This is a genomic window from Streptomyces sp. NPDC057697, assembly GCF_042799335.1.
GTDB lineage: Bacteria > Actinomycetota > Actinomycetes > Streptomycetales > Streptomycetaceae > Streptomyces.
Map to the genome: position 1 here is coordinate 755,966 of NZ_JBHVJA010000002.1, position 16,444 is coordinate 772,409.

Below are 16,444 nucleotides of genomic sequence, written 5' to 3' on the forward strand. Positions count from 1 at the left end.
AATGCCATGAGCGACACCCCGGACAGCGCCGTCCGTACGTACACCGAGCAGCACCGCACAGCCTTCCTGGACGACCTCGCCGACTGGCTGCGCATCCCCTCCGTCTCCGCCCAGCCGGAGCACGACGGTGACGTACGGCGCAGCGCCGAGTGGCTGTCCGCCAAGCTGGAGGAGACCGGCTTCCCGGTCACCGAGATCTGGGAGACGCCCGGCGCCCCGGCGGTCTTCGCCCACTGGCCGTCCGACGATCCGGACGCCCCGACCGTCCTCGTCTACGGACACCACGACGTGCAGCCCGCCGCCCGCGAGGACGGCTGGGACACCGACCCGTTCGAGCCGGTGATCCGCGACGGCCGGATGTACGGGCGCGGCGCCGCCGACGACAAGGGACAGGTGTTCTTCCACACCCTCGGCGTCCGGGCCCACCTCGCCGCCACCGGCCGTACCACCCCCGCCGTCAACCTCAAGCTCCTGATCGAGGGTGAGGAGGAGTCCGGTTCGCCGCACTTCCGCGCCCTGGTCGAGGAGCGGGCCGACCGGCTCGCCGCCGACGCCGTGATCGTCTCCGACACCGGCATGTGGGACGAGTCGACCCCCACGGTCTGCACCGGCATGCGCGGCCTCGCGGAGTGCGAGATCGAGCTGTACGGCCCCGACCAGGACATCCACTCCGGTTCGTTCGGCGGCGCGGTCCCCAACCCGGCCACCGCCGTCGCCCGGATCGTCGCCGCGCTGCACGACGCGGACGGCCGCGTCGCGATCCCCGGCTTCTACGACGGAGTGGCCGAGCTCACCGAGGCCGAGCGCGCCCTCCTCGCCGAGCTGCCCTTCGACGAGGCCACCTGGCTGCGCACCGCCAGGTCGCGCGCCACCTCGGGCGAGTCGGGCTACTCCACCCTGGAGCGCATCTGGGCCCGCCCCACCGCCGAGGTCAACGGCATCGGCGGCGGCTACCAGGGCGCGGGCAGCAAGACGATCATCCCGTCCTCCGCACTGGTGAAGATCAGCTTCCGGCTGGTCGCAGGCCAGGACCCCGACCGGATCCAGGACGTGGTCCGGGCCTGGGCCGAGGCACGGCTCCCGGCCGGCCTCGGGCACCGGATCGCCTTCGCCCCGGCCACCCGCCCCTGTCTGACCCCGCTGGACCACCCCGCCCTGCGGGCCGTGGCCCGCGCCATGGGACGGGCCTTCGGCCAGAAGATCCTCTTCACCCGTGAAGGAGGCTCGGGACCCGCCGCCGACCTCCAGGACGTGCTCGGCGCCCCCGTCCTCTTCCTGGGCATCTCCGTACCGTCCGACGGCTGGCACGCCCCCAACGAGAAGGTCGAGCTCGACCTCCTGCTCAAGGGCGTGGAGACGACCGCGTACCTGTGGGGCGATCTGGCCGCCGCACTCCGCTGAATCCTCTGAACACCCGATCCATCCCGGGGGAGTAGGAAGCACCTGTGAGCACCTTCGACAACGCCACCGCAGACCGGCCCATCGGCCTCACCGCGCCCAGCGGCATCGACCGCGCCGCGCACCACCGCCTCGACGAGGCCTGGCTGTCCGCCGCGTGGAGCCACCCGACCACCCGCGTGTTCGTCGTCTCCGGCGGCCAGGTGCTGATCGACGACACCGCCGACGGCGGTACGGAGATCGTCATGACCCCGGCCTTCGAGGCCCCGGTCACCGAGACCCACCGCTACTTCCTCGGCACCGACGAGGACGGCGTCAGCTACTTCGCGCTCCAGAAGGACTCCCTGCCCGGCCGCATGGACCAGCCGGCCCGCCCGGCCGGACTGCGCGAGGCGGGTCTGCTGCTCGGCCCGCGCGACGCGGGCCTGATGGTGCACGCGGTGGCCCTGGAGAACTGGCAGCGCCTGCACCGTTTCTGCTCCCGCTGCGGCGAGCGCACGGTTATCGCGGCGGCCGGCCACATCCGCCGCTGCCCGGCCTGCGGTGCCGAGCACTACCCGCGTACCGACCCCGCGGTCATCATGCTCGTGACGGACGACCAGGACCGCGCCCTGCTGGGCCGCCAGGTGCACTGGCCCGAGGGCCGTTTCTCCACGCTCGCCGGTTTCGTCGAGCCGGGCGAGTCGATCGAGCAGTCCGTGGCGCGCGAGGTCTTCGAGGAGGCGGGCATCACGGTCGGCGAGGTCGAGTACATCGCCAGCCAGCCCTGGCCGTTCCCGTCGAGCCTGATGCTCGGATTCATGGCACGGGCCACCTCGTTCGAGATCAATGTGGACGGCGAGGAGATCGAGGAGGCCCGCTGGTTCTCCCGCGAGGACCTGAAGGCCGCCTTCGAATCGGGCGAGATCCTGCCCCCGTTCGGCATCTCGATCGCGGCCCGGCTGATCGAGATCTGGTACGGCAAGCCGCTCCCGAAGCCGGGCAGCGCCGCCTGACCCCGTTCCCGTACGCGGACGCCCCCTCCGGTGCTCGACCGGAGGGGGCGTCCGCGTACGACGGAAGGCGCGGTCAGGCGGCGAGCGCCTGCTTGACCTGAGCCAGGGACGGGTTCGTCATGACGGCCTCGGCACCGGTGGAGCCGACCACCAGGACGGTGGGAACGGTCTGGTTGCCCCCGTTGGCCTTCTCGACGAAGGCCGCGGACTGCGGGTCGTGCTCGATGTTGATCTCGTTGTACGCGATGCCCTCGCGGTCCATCTGGCTCTTGAGCCGACGGCAGTAGCCGCACCACGTGGTGCTGTACATCGTCACAGTGCCCGACATGTCTTCGTGCTCCTTGGTCTCGTCAGTCTTCCGGACTCGCCTGCGGTCCTGCCGGACCCGTGCGTCCCGTCCGGCCCGTCCGTCTCATCCGTCACGCGGAGAAGCTGGACCGTGCGTCACCGCACGGAAGGGGAACGTACGCGAGGCGACCGCCATTCCCACAGCCGCCCACGGTTCACGGGACTGCGGTGGATGGGATCGGGGGCTGCGGTCCATCAGTGGACCATCGGCCGGGCCTGCGGTGCATTAGTACGACGGATGCGGTTCCCCTGTGGACAACTTCCACGCCCGTCTCTTCCGACCTGGCAGCATTGGCAGGGTGACAGCAGCAACGCATTCCTCCCTCTTCCCGCAGGTCCCCGAGTCGGCGGACGCCGTGCTCGACGGCCTGGACCCCGAGCAGCGCGAGGTCGCCACGGTCCTGCACGGCCCGGTGTGCGTGCTGGCCGGAGCCGGTACCGGCAAGACGCGTGCGATCACCCATCGCATCGCGTACGGAGTGCGCGCCGGAATACTCCAGCCCGGGAGCGTACTGGCTGTCACGTTCACCAACCGGGCCGCCGGTGAGATGCGCGGACGGCTGCGCCAGCTCGGCGCGGGCGGCGTCCAGGCACGCACGTTCCACTCCGCCGCACTGCGCCAGCTCCAGTACTTCTGGCCGAAGGCGGTCGGCGGCGAACTGCCCCGGCTGCTGGAGCGCAAGGTCCAGCTGGTCGCCGAGGCCGCTGCCCGCTGCCGCATCCGGCTCGACCGCAACGAGCTGCGGGACGTCACCAGCGAGATCGAGTGGTCCAAGGTCACCCAGACCGTGCCCGCCGACTACCCGGCCGTGATCGCGAAGACCCAGCGCGACGCCCCGCGCGACCCGGCCGAGATCTCCCAGATCTACGCGACGTACGAGGAGCTGAAACGCGACCGTTCGGTGATCGACTTCGAGGACGTGCTGCTCCTCACGGTCGCCATCCTCCAGGACCGCCACGACATCGCCGACCACGTCCGCCGCCAGTACCAGCACTTCGTCGTCGACGAGTACCAGGACGTCAGCCCGCTCCAGCAGCGGCTGCTGGACCTCTGGCTCGGCGACCGGGACACCCTGTGCGTCGTCGGCGACGCCAGCCAGACGATCTACTCCTTCACCGGAGCCACCCCCGACCACCTGCTGAACTTCCGCACCCGCCACCCCCGGGCGACGGTGGTCAAGCTGGTCCGGGACTACCGCTCCACCCCACAGGTGGTCCACCTGGCCAACGGACTGCTCGGCCAGGCCCGCGGCCGCGCGGCGGAGCACCGGCTCGAACTGGTCTCGCAGCGCGAGCCCGGCCCCGAGCCCTCCTACACGGAGTACGCGGACGAACCCTCGGAGGCCGAGGGCACCGCCCGCCGGATCCGCGATCTGATCGCCGCGGGAGTCCCGGCCGGCGAGATCGCCGTGCTCTACCGGGTCAACTCCCAGTCCGAGGTCTACGAGCAGGCCCTCGCGGACGCGGGTGTGCCGTACCAGCTGCGGGGCGCGGAGCGCTTCTTCGAGCGGGCGGAGGTGCGGGAGGCGGGGGTCGCCCTGCGCGGCGCCGCCCGCGCCGGGGGCAACGACCCCCTGCTCGACGAGGCGGAGGGGCTGCCCGCGGAAGTACGCGTGGTGCTCTCCACCAAGGGGTGGGCCTCGGAACCCCCCGCGGGCTCGGGGGCGGTCCGCGACCGCTGGGAATCCCTGGCCGCCCTGGTCCGGCTCGCCGAGGAATTCGAACGGGCCCGGCCCGGCGCGACCCTCTCCGACCTGGTGGCGGAGCTCGACGAGCGGGCAGCCGCCCAGCACGCCCCCACGGTCCAGGGGGTCACCCTCGCCTCGCTCCACTCGGCGAAGGGCCTGGAGTGGGACGCCGTGTTCCTGGTCGGCCTGACCGAGGGCATGATGCCGATCACCTACGCCAAGACCGACGAGCAGATCGAGGAGGAACGCCGACTGCTGTACGTCGGCGTCACCCGGGCCCGTGTCCACCTCTCGCTGTCGTGGTCGCTCTCCCGTTCGCCCGGCGGCCGCGCCGGACGGCGCCCGAGCCGCTTCCTCAACGGCCTGCGCCCCGGCTCGGTGCCCCTCGGCGCGCGTGGCGCGGCCGGTGGCGGCGGGATCGAACGGGGTCCCGGGCCGGTTCCCAAGCGTGGCCGTCGAGGCCCTGCCCGGTGCCGGGTCTGCGGCCGGACCCTCACCGACGCCGGCGAGATGAAGCTGATGCGCTGTGAGGACTGCCCCTCGGACATGGACGAGGCGCTGTACGAGCGGCTGCGCGACTGGCGGGCAGTGAGGGCCAAGGAGATCGGTCAGCCCGCCTACTGCGTCTTCACGGACAAGACGCTGATGGCGATCGCCGAGGCCGTACCGGGCAGTGAGGGCGAGCTGGCGGTGATCTCCGGGGTCGGCGCGCGGAAGCTGGGCCGGTTCGGAACCGCCGTCCTCGCTATTTGCGCAGGTGAGACGGTGGAGGAAGCGCTCGGCGGGACCGCTGACGAGATGTGAGAAAAACTCGTCGAAAAAATAGTTTGCGCCCGCCCCAGTCGTCACCATAGGTTCTTAACCACGGGAACAGCGACTTCTCTGAAGCCGTGGTCCTGTGCTGTACTTATCCGAATACGTAGGACCGGCCCGCCGGTCCGCCCGAGACGCCGAGAGGAGGCGATTGAAGTGATCAGCATCATCGAGACCAACAAAATGACCGATCTCTCGGTCGTCTCCGCCTGCTCGCTCGGCCTCGCGTGCTCCTCCGAGTCCTCGCTCCGTGGCACCGGTCTGTCCGGCATTTCCGCCGCCCGTCCGCTGTCCCCGGCGAGCCTCCCCGTGCAGGAGCGCAATGAGCGACCGGCTCAGGCACCGGCAGCAGCAGTAGCGAAGGGACGGGCCGCCCAGGCCTATGCCTTTGCGGCCGTCGGTGCGGGAGCGGAATCCGGCGCCAAGAAGCAGACGATGCACCACCACACGATGTGGGCCTTCCGTGGGCCTGAACCCTGGAGTGATCCAGCCTGATTCACCATCAGGCCGGCGCCTTCAGGGCCGCGGAACCCCACTCGGGATCCGCGGCCCTTTTGTTTTGTCCAAACGGACGAGACAGCGCGAAGGAGCCTCGGGACAAGCAGTACCCGGTACCAGCCGCCACCCGGCCAACAGGCCGGAACGACCAGACGAGGACACCACCCACCGTGCAACTCGAAGCGCACGCCCCGTCCGTACCGACTTCCGACACGATCCCGCCGCCCGGCCTCACGGAGGACTCCACCTTGATCCCCCTCACTGCGCTCACCGCGCTCGACGACGCCATCGAGAACCTCGGCGTGCCCGTCCCGTGCCGCTCCTACGACCCGGAGGTCTTCTTCGCGGAGTCGCCCGCCGACGTCGAGTACGCCAAGTCCCTCTGCCGCACCTGCCCGCTCGTCGAGGCCTGCCTCGCGGGTGCCAAGGAGCGTCGCGAGCCGTGGGGCGTCTGGGGCGGTGAGCTCTTCATCCAGGGCGTCGTCGTCGCTCGCAAGCGGCCGCGTGGTCGTCCGCGCAAGAACCCGGTCGCGGCGTGACCGCCGGACTGGGGGTCACGGCCCCCAAACACATGAAGCGCATCGGCACCATCGATCGTCCCCACACCCACGAACCCCGAAATCAGGCAGAAATGTCCGTCCCCACTCATGAGCCCGTCGGCTCCGCAACACCGAACGTCACGATCATCGGCGCGAACGACTCGCGTCAGAACAGGACCCGCGAAATGCAACTCATCCCAGAAGCCTTGGCCCGTGCTCATATGCACGACCGCCTGAGGGAGGCCGACGTGCAGCGGCAGGCCGTGCGCCTGGTGAACGCGCGCCGGATGCAGCGCCGGGCCGAGCGCGCCTCGATGCGCGCCCGCCGGGCGTTGGCGATGGCAGTCATGCACTAGTCACGCCGAACTCCAGCAGGACCCGCTGCCGGGCGGCCGCTCTCCGCCCGGCAGCGATCAGTACCCAGCCAGTACCCCTTCCGCGGGGCCGGTCCGGACGGACCGGCCCCGCGGTCGTGTTCCGCGACCGCGGCCTGAGGCGGAGCCCGGGGCGATGCCCCGTGGGAGTGCCGTGCCGCAGGGGCACCGCCCAATGACGCCGCGCGGCACGGCGACGACGGCGTTATCGTCACGAGGTGGACGAGGAGAAACAGCACCGGACGCAGCGGCCCGCGCAGAGCGACGCGGCGGCCGTCGCCTGTGCCCTGTGCGGTACCGCGGCCGACGGCGAGACCGCGCCGCCGACCTGGATCTGCTCCGTGGAGAACGGCAGCCACCAGTACTTCTGCGAAGAGTGTGCCCGCACCCACATCCGGTCGATCGAGAGCCGCCTCGACTCCGCCTGGTGGTGACCACCCACCAGCAAGCGGCCCCCGGCAGCACCACAGGGCACTGCCCTGTCGGAGAGGGGACGACCTGCCCGACCCGGCCGACCCGTCGGGTGCCCCCCTTCCGGCAGCGACAGCCCGGCGGACCTGCCACTTGCTGCCGTACCCGAGGGGGCCGACCCGGCCGACCCGTCGGGTGCCGCCCCGTCCGGCGACCGGTTCCGCCGACCCCGCCCGGGGGCGGGGGCGATCCGTCCGGTGGCGCCCCCCAAGGCGCACCGCCCGTCGGCGCAACCCCCGGCGGCGGCCCCGCCTGAAGGCGGTCGGTCCGGTGGGAGTGCGGGCGGGGGATGCGTCCCGGCGGACTACGTCCCGGCGGACTACGTCCCGGCGGACTACGTCCCGGCGGGTGCGTCGCCCGCCAACTCCCGCTCGGCCGACTTCTGCGGGGCCAACTCCTGGACCGTCGGCCCTTCCGCGTCCCGCTCCAGCCCGCTTCCGCCCCGCTCCAGCCCGCTTCCGTCCTGCTCCAGATCCTTTCCGTCCTGCTCCTGCTCGTCCTGCAGAAGAAAACCCGGCAACCAGGAAGAGAGCTCGTCGCGCAGCCGCACCGTGGCACCCAGTTGGCACAGCACCCCGATCGTGCTCAGCGTCACCCGGTGTATCAGCAGATAGGCGGGCGGCAGGTTCAGTTGCTTGCCGAGCTGATGAGCGGGGGAGCGGGGGTCCGCGATCCGTGCCGCCTGATTGCGCATCCAGCTCCGGGTGAACGTGAACTCCTCCACCTGCGCCGGCTCGATGATGGGGACGAGATAGTCGAGCACCGCATCCGGGTCGAGCTCGATCGTGTCCTTGACGAACCCCTCCCCGCGCAACAGCTCGTACACCGCGTCCGCCTCGCCCGCCAGCGTCAGTCGCAGGGAGTCCCCGATGGTCTGGGGCAGACCGCCCGGCAGCCGGTCCACCGTCCCGAAGTCCAAGACTCCCAGCCGCCACTCCCCGTCTTCGGCGGCCTCCTCGTCCGGCGGCAGCAGCCGGAAGTTGCCCGGGTGCGGGTCCGCGTGCAGCAGTCCGGTGCGCGCGGGCCCCGAGAAGAGAAAACGGGCCAGCAACTGACCGGCCCGGTCCCGCTGCTCCGGCGTGCCCTCCGCGATCACGTCGGCGAGCGGGACACCGTCCATCCACTCCGTCACCAGCACCTGGTCGGACTGGTGCACCACACCGGGGATCACCACGTCCGGGTCGTCCGCGAACTCCTCGGCGTGATCCCGCTGCGACCGTGCCTCCTGCTCGTAGTCCAGCTCCTCCGAGACCCGGTCGCGCAGCTCCGTGATGAGCGGCTTGATGTCCATCCCGGGGATCAACGGACCGAGCAGCCGGGCGAATCTGCTGAGCTGGGTCAGATCCGAGAGCAGCGCCTCCCCGGCGCCCGGATACTGCACCTTCACCGCGACGTGCCGCCCGTCGTGCCACACCGCCCGGTGCACCTGACCGATCGAGGCGGCGGCCGACGGCTTGTCCTCGAATTCGAGGAACAGCTCCTGCCAGTCCTCGCCGAGCCGTTCCGCCAGCACCGCATGGACGGTGCCGCTGGGCAGGGGCGGCGCGGCTTCCTGGAGTTTGGTGAGCGCCGCCCGGTACGGACCGGCGACCTCCTCGGGCAGGGCCGACTCGAAGACGGACAGGGCCTGCCCGAGCTTCATCGCCCCGCCCTTCAGCTCGCCGAGGACCTTGAACAGTTGGTCGGCGGTGCGCTGCTGCACCTCCCGGGCGACCAACTCCGCCGATTTCCCGCCGATCCGCTTGCCCAGACCCCACGTGGCCCGGCCCGCGAAGCCCAGAGGCAGGGCGGCCAGCTTGGCGGTACGGGTGACCGCTTTCCGGGGTAGATCAGACATGAGCCCCTCCAAATCCCAGACTGCCGTACCGCGTGCGGCGGTTACCCGGCCATTGTGTCCTGCCTCGCCCCGGTCCCGGAGGAGCGCTCCCTCCCCGTGTGCCCAGCCGCTCCGCAGGAGCAGTCCCGATGCGGTCCCAGGCGCTCGGACCGCCAGTCCAGCAGCGGTAGCGCCGCCTCCCAGCGGGTCCCCGTGCTCGCGGGCAGGTCCCCGTCCAGGAAGGACAGCGCATGGGCGGCCGCCAGCCCCGCCACCGCCGTCGCCAGGCCCAGATCGCAGGCCTGCACGGCGGTGCGCCGCCCGGACCGCCACTGCGACAGCATCCTGGTCCAGTCCTCGTCCCGGGCGGCGCGCTCCAGGGCCAGGCACCCGGCGCAGGCCGTGCCCCCGGGCAGGACCAGGGGCCCGACGACCCCGGTCGCCTCCATCACTCCGGCGTAGAGATGAGGAGTCCCCGACGCGATCCACGGTTCGGCAGACCGGGGGTCGGGGGCGTACACCGAGAGGCCGTCGCGAGGGGCCACCACGACCAGCGACAGCCCCGGCTCGCCACCGGCCGGGGAACCCGCCGTCTCCGCCGCCCGGGGAGCCGCCCCCGCGGCGGATCTGCGCACCAGCTGACGGGCGGCGGTGTCCCTGCGCTCCCCGACGGCCGCCGACGGAAGCCCGCCGGGCGAGACATCACCCGGCTCGGTGTGCCCGCCGTCGAGAACCTCCACCCTGCCTACCCCCGACCCCGACAGCACCGCCGCGACGGCGGCCCCGACCCGGCCGGCGCCCCGCACCTGGACCCGCATCCCCCGACGCGCCGCCAGCCGCCGCATCCCGCCGCCCGGTTCGGGATGGACGACGGAGAGCGAGGCCAGATCCGGCCGGTGCCGGTCCAGCGCGCCGGGCCGGTTCCGCAACGTTTCGGTCTCCGGGCCGGCGGACCGTACGTCGTCGATCAGCCCCGCGTTCGCCAATCGGGCTACCAGGGTGTCCACCTGATGGTCCGACAGGTCCAGCGTCCGGGCTTCCTCGCGCAGCAGCGGCAGGCCGCGCGTTCCGTCGAGCAGTTCCAGAAAACTGCCCGTGGCGATATCCAGCGGGCCGAACTTCACCGCGTGCGCGTGAGTCACCCCGAATTGCACGGTCCCACGGCTGCGCCATGCGCGGCGCAGTGCGGGCTTCAACATCGGATGCATGGTTACCCCCGGTCTGTGTTCCTTGATCCATGTGTGCGGGCGCGGGCCCGGATCTTCGCGAGATCCGTTGCCAGAATGCAGGCGGGCGCCGAAGCGTGCGGAAAGTTGTCCACAGGCATGGGGTATTAGTCGTTCAAATGGTGCATGCCGTGGAGTGGATCAAGGCGAACCGTCCCGGAGGCGGGACTTACCCCACGGACACCGGGTAACGTCGTGGCGTGCCCGCCGACCCGTCACCCGGATTCGCCGGGGAGACCCCCGCGCGCAGCGCCCGGACCCAGCAGCGCGGCGCGGTGGACCGGCCGCGCCGTGCCCCCGTGACCAGCGCGGTCGAGGTCCGCAGGAGCAATCGCCGCAGCAGAACGGTCTCCGCGTACCGGGAGGGCGACCGCACCATCGTGCTCATCCCGGCCCGGATGTCGGAGGCCGAGGAGCGGCGCTGGGTGGGCGTCATGCTCGACAAGCTCGCGGCGCAGGAGAGCAAGCGGGTCTTCGGCGACGGCGAACTCGCGGAGCGGGCGGCTCAGTTGTCCGCCCAGTACTTCGAGGGCCGGGCCAGACCGGCATCGGTGCGGTGGGTGACCAATCAGAACACCCGGTGGGGGTCGTGCACCCCCGCCGAAGGCAGCATCCGCCTGTCGCACCGGCTCCAGGGCATGCCCGAGTACGTCGTCGACTACGTACTCGTCCACGAGCTGGCCCACCTGCTCGTCCCCGGCCACGGTCCTCGCTTCTGGCGGCTGCTGGAGGCGTATCCCCGTACCGAGCGCGCACGCGGATATCTGGAGGGGGTGGTCGCCGCCGACCGGCTGCCCCATCTGCCCGCCGCGCGTGGTGAGTGACGTTCACCGATTCTGTACCGGGTGTGTACCGGCTTGGCCGGGTGTCGGCGTTTGCGGTTAGCCTGACGCGACGCATTCACATTCGGGATGGGGGACGGTCGTTACGCATGGCCAGGGAATTCCAACGCGGCCACAAGGCCAAGATCAGCGATCTCACACCGGGGACGGATCTGTACGTAGGTGTGCAGATCGCCGGTCAGGGACTGACCTTCGACATCAGTTGCTTCGGCCTCGACGCCAATGAGCAGCTCTCCGACGACCGGTATTTCATCTTCTTCAATCAGCCTAAATCGCCCGAGGAGTCCATTCAGCTTCTCGGCGCCCAGGCCGGCGACACCGAGTCGTTCCGCGTCACCCTGGACCGCATCCCGGCGAACATCCACAAGCTGTCGTTCACGGCGACGGTCGACGGCGCCGGGCAGATGTCCCAGATCGGCCCCGGATACATCCGGATCGTCGCGGGTGGCGAGGAAGTCGTCAGGTACGCCTTCAACGGTTCGGAGTTCACCACCGAGCGTGCGGTGATGCTGGGCGACTTCTACATGAAGGACGTCTGGCGGTTCGCCGCGGTCGGCCAGGGCTTCGACGGCGGCCTCGAAGCACTGCTGAAGAACTTCGGCGGCGAGGTAGCCGAGGAGGAGCCCGCCGCGCCGCAGCCGCAGGCAGCGGCGCCGTCGTTCGCCCCGCCCGCTCAGGCGGCCGCACCGGCCCCCGCCCCGTCCTTCGGTGCTCCCGCCGCACCGCAGCCGCCTCAGGCCCCGCAGCCGGCGCCGTCCTTCGGTACCCCGGCCCCGGGCCCGGCCCCCGCCCCGATCCCCACGCCGCAGCAGCAGATCCATGCCGCTCCGACGATGGCTGCGCCGCTGGTACCTCCCGGCGGCGTGGTGCCGCCGCCCGCCCCCGCCCCCGCCCCGTTCGGGCAGCCGGGCCACCCGCCCCAGCAGCCGCAGTTCGGGCAGGTCCCCGGGCAGGCACCCCCTGCCGCGCCCTACGGCCAGCAGCCCCCCGGCCCGTACGGCCAGCAGGCCCCGCCGCCCGCCCCGTACGGCCAGCAGCCACCGGCCCCGTTCGGTCAGCAGCCGCCCGGTGCGCCCCAGGGAGTACCGCAGGGTCTGCCGCAGGCCGGTGGCGGTCTCCAGGCGGCGCTCCAGCTGTACAAGGAGACGGCCACCGGACAGCGCTGGACCCCGCAGAACCAGAAGCTCATGCGGGTCGACCTCACCGTCGGCGACACGCCCGTGCTCGCCCGGCAGGGCAGCATGGTGATGTACCAGGGCAAGGTCGACTTCGGCTACAAGGGCGCCGGTTTCGTGGGCCGTATCGTCGGCAACGCCACCGGCCAGGAAATGCAGCTGATGCGCTGTACCGGCCGAGGACAGGTCTTCTTCGCCGAGGACGCCTCCCATCTGCACGCGATCGAGTTGCAGGGCGACGGCATCTGCGTCTCGGCGGAGAACGTCCTCGCCTTCGACGAGACGCTCCAGTACGAGGTCCGCAGGATCGACGGCCACGGCATTCCCGGCGGCGCCCTGTTCACCATGCAGTTCCAGGGCACCGGCACGGTCGTCGTCAAGACCCACGGCGTGCCCGTCGTCCTGCCCGTCACACCGACGACCTTCGCCGACTGCAACGCCGTCGTCGCCTGGTCGTCCGCCTCGCAGGTGATCATCTCCAGCCAGGTCCGGCTGCGCCGCAACGCCTACCCGGGGCACAGCGGAGAGACCGTGAACCTCCAGTTCCGGGGCGCTCCCGGCAACTTCATCGTCGTCCAGCCCTACGAGGTCTGAGGGAGCCCGTCATGAATCAGCAACTCGCGGGCTACGCCCCGACCCCCGTCACGGCCCGCATGGAGAACCACGGCAGCACGATGCTCAAGGTCGCCATGGCCACCGGCCAGGACCTCTACGCACGTACCGGCTCGATGGTCGCCTACGAGGGCTTCATCCAGTACGAACCCAACCCGCCCGCCGTCCGGCAGATCGCGTCCCAGTGGATCACCGGCGAGGGCACGCCGATCATGAAGTGCTCCGGGGACGGGCTGCTCTACCTCGCCGACTACGGCGCCGACGTGGTCGTCATCAACCTCAACAACGACTCCCTCTCGGTCAACGGCACCAATGTCCTCGCCTTCGACGGCCACCTCACCTGGGGTGTGGAGCGGGTCAAGGGCCTCGCCAAGTTCGCCGGCCAGGGCCTGTGGAACGTCTGCATCTCGGGCACCGGCTGGGTCGCCATCACCTCGCGCGGCACGCCGATCGTCGTCGACTGCGGACGCGGCGAGGACGAGACCTATGTCGACCCGGACGCCCTCGTGGCGTGGTCCCCGAACCTGAAGGTGAAGGGCAAGCGCAGCTTCAAGGCCTCCTCGCTCATCGGACGGGGCAGCGGCGAGGCCTACCAGATGGCGTTCTCCGGCCAGGGCGTCGTCGTCGTACAGCCGAGCGAGGACAGTACCGACCGCCTGCGGGTCCGGAACTGACAGGGGGAGGAGAACAACCATGCAGAGTCCACTCTTCAGCTACACGGAACAGCAGTCCCAGGACCGCTACGCCATCCAGAACCCGCAGCTCCTGCGGGTCGCGCTGACCGGCCACGACGACGTCCTCGCCCGCAAGGGCGCCATGGTCGCGTACCAGGGTCTGATGGAGTTCGACGGCGAGTACCAGTCGCACGGGCAGCGCCACGCCCGCGCGAGCACCGGTGAGGGCCTCGACCTGATGCGCTGCTCCGGGCAGGGCACCGTCTTCCTCGCCAACCTCGCGCAGCACATCCATGTGGTGGACGTCGACCACGACGGCATCACGGTCGACAGCGCCTACGTCCTGGCGCTGGACTCCGCGCTGCACACCGAGGTCATCGCGGTGGACAGCCAGTACGGCATCTCGGGCACCGGGAAGTACCAGCTCAACATCTCCGGCACCGGCAAGGTCGCTCTGATGACCTCGGGCCAGCCGCTGATGATGCAGGTCACGCCGGACAAGTACGTCAACGCCGACGCCGACGCGATCGTCGCCTGGTCCAGCTCGCTGCGGGTGCAGATGCAGGCCCAGACGCACTCCTCGGGTGTCTGGCGGAGGCGCGGGAACACCGGCGAGGGCTGGGAGCTCAGCTTCCTCGGCCAGGGCTTCGCCCTGGTCCAGCCGAGCGAGGTGCTGCCCCCGCAGGGCCACGAGATCGGCCAGGGCATCCGGGCCCAGTACGGGATGGGACAGCAGGGCGCCCACGGCTACAACCAGAACAACTCCTGGAACTGAGCCACCACGCACCGGCGGGCGCGCGACAGTGAGGGGCGGTCTCCACGGAGGCCGCCCCTCGCCCGTGCCACGGACCGCTCCTACCGGCGCTCCAGCGCGGCACGCGCGCGTTCCACCAGCCGTACGACCGAGGTGTCGGCCACCGAGGCGACTTCCTCGTACGCGAACCAGCGCAGGTCCAGCGACTCGTCGCTGATCCGCTCCGTCGAGCCGGAGGGCGCCAGCGCGGCGTACTGCACGTCCAGATGCCAGTGGCAGGGCGCGGGGATCGCATGGCGGTCCAGCCTGACCGGGCCGCCCGCGAGGAGGGTCAGGCCGGGGATGCCGGACTCCTCGGTCGCCTCCCGCAGTGCCGCGGCGGCGAGCGAGGCGTCCTGCGGCTCGCAGTGGCCGCCCATCTGCAGCCACATCCGGAGCTTGCGGTGGAGGGTGAGCAGCACCCGGCCGTGCTCCGGGTCGACGACCAGGGCGCTCGCCGTGAGATGGCCCGCTCCGCAGGCCTTCCACATGCCGTCGGGATGCTGCGCCAGGTGGTCGAGATAGGTCTGGCGCAGCTCGCCCTGGGCCGGGTCCGCCGGGTCGTCGTACCCCTTCAGCACGAGGGCGGCGTCGTCGTGCAGGCTCACCGGTCGCCGTCGCCCTTGTCGTCGTCCTCGCGGCCCTCGGCCTCCGCGGTCCCGGAGGAGTCCTTGCCCTCCGCGGCGGGCTTCTGCGGGCCCTTGGCGGCCTCGCCGAGCATCTTGTCCAGTTCGGAGAAGTCCAGCTGCTCGTGGTGCACGAAGCCGTCCGGATCGTCCAGGTCCTGGGCCGTCGGCAGCATGTCGGGGTGCTCCCACAGGGCGTCGCGCCCGTCGAGACCGCGCGCGTCGGTGAGGGACGCCCACAGCCGCGAGGCGTCGCGCAGCCGCCGCGGGCGCAGCTGCAGGCCGATGAGCGTGGCGAAGGTCTGCTCGGCCGGACCACCCGAGGCACGGCGCCTGCGCATCGTCTCGCGCAGCGCGTCCGCCGAGGTCAGACGGGACTTCGCGGCCTCGTGGACCACGGCGTCCACCCAGCCCTCGACGAGGGCGAGCGCCGTCTCCAGCCGGGCCAGGGCGGCCTTCTGCTCCGGGGTGTCCTCCGGCTGGAACATGCCCTGCTGAAGAGCGTCCTGGAGCTGCTCGGGCTGCGAGGGGTCGAACTGGCCGACGACGTCCTCCAGCTTGCTGGTGTCGACCTTGATGCCGCGGGCGTAGCCCTCGACGGCGCCGAACAGATGCGAGCGCAGCCACGGGACGTGCGCGAAGAGGCGCTGGTGCGCGGCCTCGCGCAGCGCGAGATAGAGCCGCACCTCGTCCTGCGGCACGCTGAGGTCCTTGCCGAACCGCTCCACGTTCAGCGGGAGCAGCGCGGCCTTGCCCGCCGGGCCCAGCGGCAGGCCGATGTCGGTCGAACCGACCACCTCGCCCGCCAGCACGCCCACGGCCTGCCCGATCTGCTGGCCGAACATCGCGCCGCCCATCGACCGCATCATGCCGATCAGCGGGCCGGCCATCGCCTGCATCTCCTCGGGCAGCACATCGCCCATGGCGAGACCGACGCGCTCCGCCACCGGGTCGACCAGCTTCTGCCAGGCCGGCAGGGACGCCTCGACCCACTCCGCACGGCTCCAGGCCACGGTCGAGACGGAACCGGAGGGCAGCGACGTCACGCCGTCCAGCCAGAGGTCGGCGAGGCGCAGCGCCTCATCGACGGCGGACCGCTCGGACGGGCCGACGCTGGCGTCCTTCGTGCCGTCCGGCGTGCCCTGCGAGACCGTCTGGCGGGCGATCTGCTTGGCCATGTCCCAGTTCACCGGGCCGCCCTCGTAGCTCAGCATCTGGCCGAGCTGCTGGAAGGCGGCACCCAGGTCATTGGGGTTCATCGAGCCGAACATCGCTGCGAACGGGTTGTCCCCGCCCGCGCCGGGCCCGAAGCCGAACGGGTTCGCCGGCCCGCCCGAGCCCTGCCCACCTCCGGTGGGGTCCTTCTTCTTGCCCTCGTCGCCGTTCTCCGGCTCCTCCGGCGGAAGGCCGAATCCGAATGGGGTGTCACTCACGGGTTTCCTCGGCTCATAGGGCCGCCGGCTCGAACCGACGGCGACTGCCCGACATCACCATCCAGCGTAGACACCAAAAGACCGCTCAGGCCCTCAGTGCTCCGTCGGCTCCCGGCCTGCGGC

16 protein-coding genes are annotated in these 16,444 nt (G+C 71.2%); 11 read left to right on the plus strand and 5 right to left on the minus strand.

All coding sequences use genetic code 11. The annotated features are described in order from the left end of the window. Nucleotides 1–6: 6 nt before the first annotated feature. Nucleotides 7–1,401, plus strand: coding sequence for a dipeptidase (locus tag ACFVFH_RS08340; RefSeq protein ID WP_383765077.1), 1,395 nt, complete (start codon nucleotides 7–9; stop codon nucleotides 1,399–1,401). 44 nt (nucleotides 1,402–1,445) lie between these two features. Further along, nucleotides 1,446–2,393, plus strand: coding sequence for an NAD(+) diphosphatase (nudC, locus tag ACFVFH_RS08345; protein WP_383765079.1), 948 nt, complete (start codon nucleotides 1,446–1,448; stop codon nucleotides 2,391–2,393). A 73-nt stretch (nucleotides 2,394–2,466) separates the two neighbouring features. On the opposite strand, the gene ACFVFH_RS08350 is transcribed toward nudC, so the two are convergent. Then, nucleotides 2,467–2,721, minus strand: a complete 255-nt coding sequence (locus ACFVFH_RS08350; protein WP_329919845.1) for a mycoredoxin — start codon at nucleotides 2,719–2,721, stop codon at nucleotides 2,467–2,469. Nucleotides 2,722–3,040: 319 nt separating this feature from the next. Between ACFVFH_RS08350 and ACFVFH_RS08355 the strand changes: the two genes are divergently transcribed. The 5 genes from ACFVFH_RS08355 (at nucleotide 3,041) to ACFVFH_RS08375 (ending at nucleotide 7,087) form a co-directional block, all read left to right on the plus strand. Further along, the gene (locus ACFVFH_RS08355; RefSeq protein ID WP_383765080.1) at nucleotides 3,041–5,233 is read left to right on the plus strand and encodes an ATP-dependent DNA helicase UvrD2; all 2,193 of its coding nucleotides are present in this window, start codon (nucleotides 3,041–3,043) and stop codon (nucleotides 5,231–5,233) included. A gap of 165 nt (nucleotides 5,234–5,398) precedes the next feature. Continuing rightward, on the plus strand, nucleotides 5,399–5,737 hold the full coding sequence (locus tag ACFVFH_RS08360) for a hypothetical protein (protein ID WP_383765082.1): 339 nt from the start codon (nucleotides 5,399–5,401) through the stop codon (nucleotides 5,735–5,737). Nucleotides 5,738–5,910: 173 nt separating this feature from the next. Next, on the plus strand, nucleotides 5,911–6,279 hold the full coding sequence (locus ACFVFH_RS08365) for a WhiB family transcriptional regulator (protein WP_383765084.1): 369 nt from the start codon (nucleotides 5,911–5,913) through the stop codon (nucleotides 6,277–6,279). A 32-nt stretch (nucleotides 6,280–6,311) separates the two neighbouring features. Further along, entirely contained in the window at nucleotides 6,312–6,635 is a 324-nt protein-coding gene (locus ACFVFH_RS08370) for a hypothetical protein (protein ID WP_383765589.1), read from the plus strand. A gap of 236 nt (nucleotides 6,636–6,871) precedes the next feature. Further along, nucleotides 6,872–7,087, plus strand: a complete 216-nt coding sequence (locus ACFVFH_RS08375) for a hypothetical protein (RefSeq protein ID WP_383765085.1) — start codon at nucleotides 6,872–6,874, stop codon at nucleotides 7,085–7,087. A 371-nt stretch (nucleotides 7,088–7,458) separates the two neighbouring features. Here the strand turns inward: ACFVFH_RS08375 and ACFVFH_RS08380 are convergent, their stop codons facing one another. Together ACFVFH_RS08380 and ACFVFH_RS08385 are read right to left on the minus strand one after the other, a co-directional pair. Continuing rightward, nucleotides 7,459–8,961 carry an ABC1 kinase family protein gene (locus ACFVFH_RS08380; RefSeq protein WP_383765087.1) on the minus strand — a complete coding sequence of 501 codons (1,503 nt, stop codon included), beginning with the start codon at nucleotides 8,959–8,961 and terminating at the stop codon, nucleotides 7,459–7,461. Between the two features lie 41 nt (nucleotides 8,962–9,002). After that, on the minus strand, nucleotides 9,003–10,148 hold the full coding sequence (locus ACFVFH_RS08385; RefSeq protein WP_383765089.1) for a ThiF family adenylyltransferase: 1,146 nt from the start codon (nucleotides 10,146–10,148) through the stop codon (nucleotides 9,003–9,005). 218 nt (nucleotides 10,149–10,366) lie between these two features. On the opposite strand from ACFVFH_RS08385, the gene ACFVFH_RS08390 reads away from it, so the two are divergent. The 4 genes from ACFVFH_RS08390 (at nucleotide 10,367) to ACFVFH_RS08405 (ending at nucleotide 14,244) form a co-directional block, all read left to right on the plus strand. Then, the gene (locus ACFVFH_RS08390) at nucleotides 10,367–10,990 is read left to right on the plus strand and encodes a M48 family metallopeptidase (RefSeq protein ID WP_383765091.1); all 624 of its coding nucleotides are present in this window, start codon (nucleotides 10,367–10,369) and stop codon (nucleotides 10,988–10,990) included. A gap of 107 nt (nucleotides 10,991–11,097) precedes the next feature. Beyond that, nucleotides 11,098–12,777: a TerD family protein gene (locus ACFVFH_RS08395; protein WP_383765093.1), complete on the plus strand. Its 1,680-nt coding sequence runs from the start codon at nucleotides 11,098–11,100 to the stop codon at nucleotides 12,775–12,777. An 11-nt stretch (nucleotides 12,778–12,788) separates the two neighbouring features. Further along, the gene (locus ACFVFH_RS08400; RefSeq protein WP_383765094.1) at nucleotides 12,789–13,469 is read left to right on the plus strand and encodes an AIM24 family protein; all 681 of its coding nucleotides are present in this window, start codon (nucleotides 12,789–12,791) and stop codon (nucleotides 13,467–13,469) included. Nucleotides 13,470–13,488: 19 nt separating this feature from the next. Further along, on the plus strand, nucleotides 13,489–14,244 hold the full coding sequence (locus ACFVFH_RS08405) for an AIM24 family protein (protein ID WP_383765095.1): 756 nt from the start codon (nucleotides 13,489–13,491) through the stop codon (nucleotides 14,242–14,244). 80 nt (nucleotides 14,245–14,324) lie between these two features. Here the strand turns inward: ACFVFH_RS08405 and ACFVFH_RS08410 are convergent, their stop codons facing one another. Continuing rightward, nucleotides 14,325–14,870: an NUDIX hydrolase gene (locus ACFVFH_RS08410; protein ID WP_383765096.1), complete on the minus strand. Its 546-nt coding sequence runs from the start codon at nucleotides 14,868–14,870 to the stop codon at nucleotides 14,325–14,327. Next, the gene (locus tag ACFVFH_RS08415; protein WP_383765098.1) at nucleotides 14,867–16,321 is read right to left on the minus strand and encodes a zinc-dependent metalloprotease; all 1,455 of its coding nucleotides are present in this window, start codon (nucleotides 16,319–16,321) and stop codon (nucleotides 14,867–14,869) included. The genes ACFVFH_RS08410 and ACFVFH_RS08415 overlap by 4 nt, the downstream gene beginning before the upstream one ends. Nucleotides 16,322–16,444 lie beyond the last annotated feature (123 nt).

Coding starts and splice junctions, on each gene's coding strand:
- ACFVFH_RS08340 (WP_383765077.1), top strand. CDS start 7: ATGAGCGACACCCCGGACAGCGCCGTCCGTACGTACACCGAGCAGCAC.
- ACFVFH_RS08350 (WP_329919845.1), bottom strand. CDS start 2,721: ATGTCGGGCACTGTGACGATGTACAGCACCACGTGGTGCGGCTACTGC.
- ACFVFH_RS08370 (WP_383765589.1), top strand. CDS start 6,312: ATGAAGCGCATCGGCACCATCGATCGTCCCCACACCCACGAACCCCGA.
- ACFVFH_RS08380 (WP_383765087.1), bottom strand. CDS start 8,961: ATGTCTGATCTACCCCGGAAAGCGGTCACCCGTACCGCCAAGCTGGCC.
- ACFVFH_RS08385 (WP_383765089.1), bottom strand. CDS start 10,148: ATGCATCCGATGTTGAAGCCCGCACTGCGCCGCGCATGGCGCAGCCGT.
- ACFVFH_RS08395 (WP_383765093.1), top strand. CDS start 11,098: ATGGCCAGGGAATTCCAACGCGGCCACAAGGCCAAGATCAGCGATCTC.
- ACFVFH_RS08400 (WP_383765094.1), top strand. CDS start 12,789: ATGAATCAGCAACTCGCGGGCTACGCCCCGACCCCCGTCACGGCCCGC.
- ACFVFH_RS08405 (WP_383765095.1), top strand. CDS start 13,489: ATGCAGAGTCCACTCTTCAGCTACACGGAACAGCAGTCCCAGGACCGC.